Source organism: Cellulomonas massiliensis JC225 (assembly GCF_000312005.1).
GTDB classification, from domain to species: Bacteria; Actinomycetota; Actinomycetes; order Actinomycetales; family Cellulomonadaceae; genus Cellulomonas; species Cellulomonas massiliensis.
This window is the reverse complement of the sequence record NZ_HE978588.1, coordinates 766,090-773,564: the sequence shown is the minus strand read 5'-3', so window position 1 is coordinate 773,564 and position 7,475 is coordinate 766,090. Positions and strand designations below refer to the sequence as shown.

8 protein-coding genes are annotated in these 7,475 nt (G+C 76.3%); 3 read left to right on the top strand and 5 right to left on the bottom strand.

The features are described 5' to 3' along the window. Together HGCM_RS19040 and hemE are read right to left on the bottom strand one after the other, a co-directional pair. Nucleotides 1-258: NAD(P)-binding protein (locus tag HGCM_RS19040; RefSeq protein ID WP_306426433.1), on the bottom strand; the 258-nt coding region annotated here is incomplete at its 3' end. Between the two features lie 56 nt (nt 259-314). Then, complete coding sequence (gene hemE / locus HGCM_RS03665) at nt 315-1,388, bottom strand: uroporphyrinogen decarboxylase (protein ID WP_026075243.1); 1,074 nt, start codon at nt 1,386-1,388, stop codon at nt 315-317. Between the two features lie 28 nt (nt 1,389-1,416). Between hemE and HGCM_RS03660 the strand changes: the two genes are divergently transcribed. Further along, nucleotides 1,417-2,694, top strand: a complete 1,278-nt coding sequence (locus HGCM_RS03660) for a glutamyl-tRNA reductase (protein WP_147572634.1) — start codon at nt 1,417-1,419, stop codon at nt 2,692-2,694. A gap of 153 nt (nt 2,695-2,847) precedes the next feature. On the opposite strand, the gene HGCM_RS03655 is transcribed toward HGCM_RS03660, so the two are convergent. The 3 genes from HGCM_RS03655 to purB all read right to left on the bottom strand — a co-directional run bounded on the left by HGCM_RS03655 (nt 2,848) and on the right by purB (nt 6,727). Then, the gene (locus tag HGCM_RS03655; RefSeq protein ID WP_019135528.1) at nt 2,848-4,077 is read right to left on the bottom strand and encodes a serine hydrolase domain-containing protein; all 1,230 of its coding nucleotides are present in this window, start codon (nt 4,075-4,077) and stop codon (nt 2,848-2,850) included. A 205-nt stretch (nt 4,078-4,282) separates the two neighbouring features. After that, complete coding sequence (locus tag HGCM_RS03650) at nt 4,283-5,146, bottom strand: UCP033725 family protein (protein ID WP_246119482.1); 864 nt, start codon at nt 5,144-5,146, stop codon at nt 4,283-4,285. A 144-nt stretch (nt 5,147-5,290) separates the two neighbouring features. After that, nucleotides 5,291-6,727, bottom strand: a complete 1,437-nt coding sequence (purB, locus tag HGCM_RS03645; protein ID WP_019135526.1) for an adenylosuccinate lyase — start codon at nt 6,725-6,727, stop codon at nt 5,291-5,293. A 126-nt stretch (nt 6,728-6,853) separates the two neighbouring features. On the opposite strand from purB, the gene HGCM_RS03640 reads away from it, so the two are divergent. Together HGCM_RS03640 and HGCM_RS19635 are read left to right on the top strand one after the other, a co-directional pair. Next, complete coding sequence (locus HGCM_RS03640) at nt 6,854-7,111, top strand: hypothetical protein (RefSeq protein WP_147572632.1); 258 nt, start codon at nt 6,854-6,856, stop codon at nt 7,109-7,111. Beyond that, the coding region (locus HGCM_RS19635; RefSeq protein WP_040398919.1) for a hypothetical protein at nt 7,108-7,475 on the top strand (368 nt) is incomplete at its 3' end. The genes HGCM_RS03640 and HGCM_RS19635, both read left to right, overlap by 4 nt.

Genomic DNA, 7,475 nt, shown 5'->3' with positions numbered 1-7,475 from the left:
GTGGTCAGGTGGACCCACGAGCCGTGCGGCTCGGGCGTCCGCACGCGGTCGGCGAGCCCGAGCTCGTCGACGAGCTCGGCGACCGACCCGCCGCGCGTCGCGAAGGACTCGGCCCCCGCGTCGAGCCGGAGTCCCGGCCACCGTGTGCGCCCGCACCGCGCCCCCCGGCGCGTCGCGCCCGTCGAGGACCAGCACGTGCAGCCCCGCCCGGGCGAGCTCCCGCGCGGCGACGAGGCCGCCGACGCCCGCGCCCAGCACGACCGCGTCGCGGACGGGGCCGGCGGCGGCCGGCCGCGGGGCGTCGGACGGTGACGTCACGGCCGCAGCGTGTGGACGAGCTCGACGACGCGCGTCAGCACGGTGGGGTCGGTGTCGGGCGGCACGCCGTGCCCGAGGTTGACGACGTGCGCCGGCGCGGCGGCGCCGCGGGCGACCACGTCGCGCACGTGCGCCTCGAGCACGGGCCACGGAGCGCCCAGCAGCGCGGGGTCGATGTTGCCCTGCAGCGGCGTGCTGCCGCCGAGCCGGCGGTTCGCCTCGTCGAGGGGAAGCCGGTAGTCGACGCCGACGACGTCCGCGCCCGCGTCCCGCATGGCGACGAGCAGCTCGCTCGTGCCCGTGCCGAAGTGCACGCGCCGGACGCCCTCGGCGGCGAGGTCGTCCAGGTGGGCGAGGGCGCGGGCCGAGGCGGGGGCCACGCGGGCGACGTAGTCCGCGAGCCCGAGCGACCCGGCCCAGGAGTCGAACAGCTGCGCGGCGCTCGCGCCGGCGAGCACCTGGGCGCGCATGAAGGTGCCGGTGACGTCGGCGGCCCACTCGGTGAGCCCGCGCCACGTCTCGGGGTCGGCGTGCATGAGCGTGCGGGCCGCGAGGTGGTCGCGCGACGGGCCGCCCTCGACGAGGTAGGCCGCGAGCGTGAACGGGGCGCCGCCGAAGCCGATGAGCGGCGTGCCGCCGAGCTCGGCGACGGTCCGGGCCACGGCCTCGGCCACCGGCGCGAGCGCCTCGTCCGTCAGCGTCCGCTCACGCAGCCGCGCGACGTCGTCCGCCGTCCGGACCGGCGACCCGAACACCGGGCCGACACCGGGCCGGATCTCCACGTCGACCCCCGCGAGGCGCAGCGGCACGACGATGTCGGAGAAGAAGACCGCCGCGTCGACGCCGTGCCGCCGCACGGGCTGCAGCGTGATCTCCGAGGCCAGCGCCGGGTCCAGGCACGCGTCGAGCATCGCGGTGCCCGCGCGGGACGCGCGGTACTCCGGCAGCGACCGGCCCGCCTGCCGCATGAACCACACCGGCAGCCGCTCGGGGCGGTCGCCGGAAAAGGCACGCACGAGCGCCGAATTGCGCGTCCGCCCGTCGGACAGGGGGTGTGAGGAAGGCAGCACCCGAGGATTGTGCCCGACAAATCCAGGGATGATTAACTCAGGGATCGTGGTGCTCCTGTCCCTCACCGCGAGCCACCACGACCTCGACCTCGCCGTGCTGGAGCGTCTCTCGTCGGACGCGCACGCCGTGGGTCGTCAGATCGTGGGCTCGACGGACCTCGTGGCCGGTGCCGTCGTGCTCGCGACGTGCAACCGGTTCGAGCTGTACCTCGACGTCGCCGACGCCGACCGCCTCCCCGCCGCCCGGGCCGCCGCCGCGCAGGCCGTCGCCGACCGCAGCGGGTACACCGCCGCCGACGTCGAGGGGCACCTGCGGGCCGAGACGGAGGCCGGCACCGTCGAGCACCTGTTCGCCGTGGCGAGCGGCCTGGAGTCGATGGTCGTCGGCGAGCGCGAGATCGCCGGGCAGGTGCGCCGGGCGCTCACCGCCGCGCGCCGCGACACCACCACCACCTCGGACCTCGAGGGGCTGTTCCAGGCGGCGTCGCGCGTGTCGCGGGCCGTCGAGGGCGGGACCGGGCTCGGGTCGACCGGGCGCTCCGTCGTGGGCGTCGCGCTCGACATCGCCGAGCCGCACCTGCCGGCGTGGGCCGACGTCCGCTGCGTGCTCGTCGGGACCGGCTCGTACGCCGGCGCGAGCCTCGCCGCCCTCAAGGGCCGCGGGTGCACCGACGTGCACGTCTACTCCCCGAGCGGCCGCGCGGGCGCCTTCGCCGCCGCCCGGGGCGTGCGCGCCGTCCCCGCCGGGGCCGACCTCGCCGAGCACCTGGCCGACGTCGACCTCGTCGTCGCCTGCTCCGGCGCCGCCGGCGCCGTCCTCACGGTCGACGCGCTCGCCGCCGCCCGCGCCGGCTCCGAGCGTCCCCTCACCGTCGTCGACCTCGCGCTGCGCCACGACGTCGACCCGGGCGTCCGGTCGCTGCCCGGCGTGCGCCTCGTCTCGCTGCACACCGTGGCGGAGCACGCGCCGGCCGAGCACGCCGCCGTCCAGCAGGCCCGCACGATCGTCGCCCGGGCGGCGGGGGACTTCGAGGCCGAGCGGCGGGTGCGGGAGTGGAACCCCGCGGTCGTCGCGGAGCGCACGCGCGTGCTGGGCGGCCTGGAGGCGGCCCTGTCGGCCCTGCCCGAGGACGCGCGCGACGAGCGCGCCGAGCGGAGCCTGCGTCGTCGCACCCGCGCCCAGCTCCACCCGCCGACCGTCCGGGCCCGCGAGGCGGCCCGCGCGGGCGACGCCGCCGCCTACGCCGCCGCCCTGGCGGACCTGGCCGCCGTCGAGGTCCCGACCCCGCACCCCGACCCCCGCTGACCCGCCCTCTGTCCCGCCCGCCCCGCACCCCGCCCCCGTGAGTTCGTAGCGGCGCGACGAGTTCGTAGGTCGAGCGCTACGAACTCGTCCGGGCGCTACGAACTCATCGGGGATGGGGCGGGCCCGGGGTTCCAGCCCGCCGGTCCGCCCGGGTCAGGGGCAGAGGGCCGCGTCGAGGGCCGACGTCACCGCCGCGTACGCCTCGTCCGGGGGGTCGAAGGACGACGGCAGGGCCGTGACGGCCACCGCCGCGCCGCGGCCGTCCGTCGTCACGCCGACGGCCGTCTCGAAGCCGGGGATGTCCCCGCCGTGCCCCCAGGAGACGCCGCCGCACGGCAGCGGATGGCTCACGAGGCCGAGGCCGTAACGGTCGCCGTTCCACTCGGGCGACGTCTCCACGGTCCGCGTCATCTCCGCGAGCTGCGCCCGCGGGACGAGCCGACCGTCGAGCAGGGCGGTGTAGAGGCGGACGAGGTCGCTCGGCGTGCCGACCACGTCACCCGCCGCCCAGGCCGTGCTGGTGTCGAGCTCGGTGTAGTCCTCGAGCGTCCCGCCCGGCGTCGCCGCGTGGTAGCCCCGCGGGTGGGCGCCGCGGATCTCCCGCTCGCCGCGCTCCGGCAGGTAGGTGTGCCGCAGCCCTGCCCGCTCGATCACCCGCGTCCGGACCTGCTCGGCGAGCGGCCGGTGCGTCACGCGCTCCACGAGCAGGCCGGCGACGAGGTAGTTGGTGTTGCTGTACGCCCAGCCGGCACCCGGCGCGAACGTCGCGGGCTGCCCGAGGGCGACGTCGAGCAGGTCGCGCGGCTGCACGTAGGTGTCGCGCATGAACGCGAACCCGCCGTGCTGCTGCACCAGCGGCAGCAGGTACTCCGGCAGGCCGCTCGTGTGCTGGAGCACCTGGCGCACCGTGATCCGGCGCCCGTCGATGCCCTCGCCGCGGACGAGCCCCGGCAGGTACTCCTCCAGCGGGGCGTCGAGCCGCACCTTCCCCTCGGCGACGAGCTGGAGGACGACGACCGCGACGAACGTCTTGCTGTTGCTGCCGAGCCGCACCTGCCCGTCGACGGGTACGTGCGCGCCGGTGCGCAGGTCGGCGACGCCGGCGGCCGCGTGGCGCAGGTGCCCGCGCGCGTCGCGGACCGTGCCGAGGGCGGCAGGGAAGCCCTGCTCGTCGACGAGGCGCGCCAGGCTGCGCCGCAGGCCCGGGTCCTGGCCGAAGGTGGCGGGCGACGCCGGCACGGCGGCGGACGCGTGGGCGGCGGCCCGGTCGGCCGCGGTGGTGGTGGCGGCCGCCGGTGCGGCGACGAGCCCGACGTCGAGCGCGGCGGCGGCGAGGGCGGCGAGAGCCGGACGGCTGCGGGCGGCCCGCGGCGACGTGGTCATGGGTCCTCCTGGTCGAGTCGGGGTGACTCGTCCAGGTTGTGCGCCGGGGGCGCACCGGTTCGACCCGGTGGGCCCCCGAGGGGGCGGTCGGGTTAACCCACCGAGCCGTGGGCGCACGAGCGAGCCGGGCCTGGTCCGGGGGGGAGGGGTCAGGCCCGGCTCGCGCCGCGCGGTCGCGTCAGGGGGATCGCGACCAGTCAGGGGGTCAGGCGGAGCTGCGCACCGGTCGGCGCTGCTGGCTCGTCGCGGGTCCCGGGGTCCAGGTGTGGGGGACCACCTGGTTCGTCTCGATGTCGGTCAGCTCGGCGGCGTACACGACCGACTCGTACACGCCGGCCTCGATGCGGTCGAACCGCAGCGCCTCGGCGAGGTCGATGTCGTCACCGAGGTGCGAGACCCGCGCGACGACGTACCGGTCGGCGTCCTGCCACTGGTCGACCACCCGGACGGACAGGCCGCGCCAGCGAGCCGTCAGGTCCAGCTCGAAGAGCTCGCTCACGTCCTCGCGCGGCACCATCCGGTACCAGCGGCCGGAGGGCGCCATCTCGAACCCGGTCTCGGCGAGCGGGGGGTTCGCGAGGGCCAGCACCACGGTGGCGCCGCCGTCGACCACGTCGGCCTCGAGGTACGCCCCGTGCCACTTCGCGACGGGACCGACGCAGCGCGAGAGCGAGGGCAGGCCCGGCCGGCCGATCCACGGCTGCATCGCCGTCCAGCCGGTGCCGACGTCGCCGTAGCGGGCCAGGAGGATCGAGGTGCCGTCGCGGAACACCCGGACGAGCTGCGCGTGCGGGGGGATCCGCGAGTGCCGCAGCCACCACAGCGGGACGATGTAGCCCCGCACGTCCCGGTACTGCAGCTGCGGCGAGGAGTCGAACCGCAGGACGTCGATCCACTCGTCGTCGGGGGAGAACGGCGAGCCGGGGTAGCCGAGCCCGTGGACCTCGTACAGCTGCGCAGGGGTGGTGGCGAACGCGACGTCCTCGGCGCGCACGACGTAGCCGTGGACGCGGTCGTAGCCGGACTCGAGGTGGGCACGCGACAGCGACGGCGGGACCGCCTTCTGCATCAGCGTCACGACCTGTACCTCCGACGGGGAGTATCGGGCAAAACGGACGAGTCGGTGCACAATCTTGCAGGCGAGTTGTGCTGATGTCCAGGTTCGATCGCTCGAAGGTGTGACGAGGTTCGGACCGCCCCCGCTTGCGGGTGGTCAGTCGTCCAGGTATTGCACCAGGTCGGAGGCCAGGCCGGTGTACGTCGCCGGTGAGAGCGCGACCAGGCGCTCGGTCGCGTCCTCGGGCAGGCCGAGGCCGGCGATGAAGCCGCGCATGTCGTCCGCGGTCAGCCGCCGGCCGCGCGTGAGCTCCTTGAGCCGCTCGTACGGGTCCTGCATGCCCGTGACGCCCGCGGCCCCGGCCGCGCGCATCGCGGACTGCACCGGCTCGCCGAGCACCTCCCAGTTCGCGTCGAGCTCGCGCGCGAGCAGCTCCGCGTCGACCGACAGGGCGCGCAGCCCGCGGCGCACGTTGTCGATCGCGAGCAGGCTGTGGCCGAACGCCGGGCCGATGTTGCGCTGGGTCGTCGAGTCGGTGAGGTCGCGCTGCAGGCGGCTCGTGACGAGCGTCGACGCGAGCGTGTCGAGCAGCGCGCACGAGATCTCGAGGTTCGCCTCGGCGTTCTCGAAGCGGATCGGGTTGACCTTGTGCGGCATCGTCGACGAGCCCGTCGCGCCGGCCACGGGGATCTGCACGAACACGCCGCGGCTGATGTACGTCCACACGTCGGTCGCGAGGTTGTGGAGCACCCGGTTGAACCGGGCGACGTCGGCGTAGAGCTCGGCCTGCCAGTCGTGCGACTCGATCTGCGTCGTGAGCGGGTTCCACACCAGCCCGAGGCCCTCGACGAAGGTCCGGCTGACCTCGGGCCAGTCCGCGCCCGGCACGGCCAGGACGTGCGCGCCGTACGTGCCGGTCGCTCCGTTGAGCTTGCCGAGGACCTCGTCGGACGCGATCCGGCGCAGCTGGCGACGCAGGCGGTGGGCGAGCACCGCGAGCTCCTTGCCGAGCGTCGTCGGCGTGGCCGGCTGGCCGTGGGTGAGGGAGAGCATGGGCTGGTCGGCCAGCTCGCGGGCCATCGCCGCGACCTCGTCGACGAGCCCGGTCGCCGCCGGCAGCCAGACCTCGTGCAGGGCCCCGCGGACCATGAGCGCGTACGAGAGGTTGTTGACGTCCTCGCTCGTGCACGCGAAGTGCACGAGCTCGGTGACGCCGGGCAGCGCCGTCTCGCCGAGCGCGTCGGGCGCGGCCGCCAGCCGGCGCTTGAGGAAGTACTCGACGGCCTTCACGTCGTGCACGGTGGTGCGCTCGATCTCCGCGAGCTCGGCGATCTCGTCGGCGCCGAACGTGGCGACCACGTCCCGCAGGTACCGCTCGTCCGCGGGCGTGAGCGTCGGCGCGCCCGGGACCACGCGCTGCGCGGCCAGGTGGATGAGCCACTCGACCTCGACGTGCACGCGCTCGCGGTTGAGCGCCGCCTCCGAGAGGTGGTCGACGAGCGGCGCGACGGCGGCGCGGTAGCGGCCGTCGAGCGGGCCGAGGGCGATCGCGGGCGTGACGTCCGCGAGGCGGACGCGCGCGGGAGAGGTCATGGGCTCATCCTCCCAGAACGGCGCGCCCGCTCGCCGAGCCGTGCACGGGGCGGACACCCGTGCGCGGCGTCCACAGCGGGCGCGCGCACCGGGGAGCCGGCCGGCGCTCGTCCTAGCGTCGCGGCCATGTGGGGTGAGGGATCGGCGATGCGGGCGGTCGACCGGGCGGTGGCGCTCGTCGACGAGGCGGAGTCGGCGCTGCGGGCGAGCGCGTGCACCGCGTGGACGGGCGTCGCGGCGCAGCGGTACCTGGAGCGGGTCGACGAGCTGCGGCGTGCGCTCGTCGCGGCCCGGCCGTGGCTCGACGACGCCCGCGTGGTGGCGGCCCGGCTGGACGAGGCGGTCGCCGGCCCGGTGCTCGGCCCGGCGGCGGGCGCTCCGTGAGCGACACGTGGGGGGACGGGGTCCGGCTGCTCACGGGTGCCCGTCCGACCGCCGTCGAGGGGCAGGAGCTGGAGCGGGCCGTGCGGCTGCTGCACGAGGCCGCCGCCGCACTGGCGGGCGCCGAGGCCGCGGTACGGGTCGCCGCCGGGGGTGCGTGGCCGACGGTCCTCGGCGGTGCCCTCGGGGGCGAGCCGGTGGCGATTGCGGCGCGCCGGTCGGAGCTCGTCGAGCTCGCCGGCCGGGCCCGCCTCGCGGTCACGGCCGAGCGGGCGCGCGAGCTGGCGCGCCGGGTCCAGGTCGTCCTGGGCTGGTACGACGACGCCGAGGGACGGGCCCGCGGCGCGCGCGGCGCGGTCGGGACGTG

Coding starts and splice junctions, on each gene's coding strand:
- HGCM_RS03660 (WP_147572634.1), top strand. CDS start 1,417: ATGATTAACTCAGGGATCGTGGTGCTCCTGTCCCTCACCGCGAGCCAC.
- HGCM_RS03655 (WP_019135528.1), bottom strand. CDS start 4,077: ATGACCACGTCGCCGCGGGCCGCCCGCAGCCGTCCGGCTCTCGCCGCC.
- HGCM_RS03650 (WP_246119482.1), bottom strand. CDS start 5,146: ATGCAGAAGGCGGTCCCGCCGTCGCTGTCGCGTGCCCACCTCGAGTCC.
- purB (WP_019135526.1), bottom strand. CDS start 6,727: ATGACCTCTCCCGCGCGCGTCCGCCTCGCGGACGTCACGCCCGCGATC.
- HGCM_RS03640 (WP_147572632.1), top strand. CDS start 6,854: ATGTGGGGTGAGGGATCGGCGATGCGGGCGGTCGACCGGGCGGTGGCG.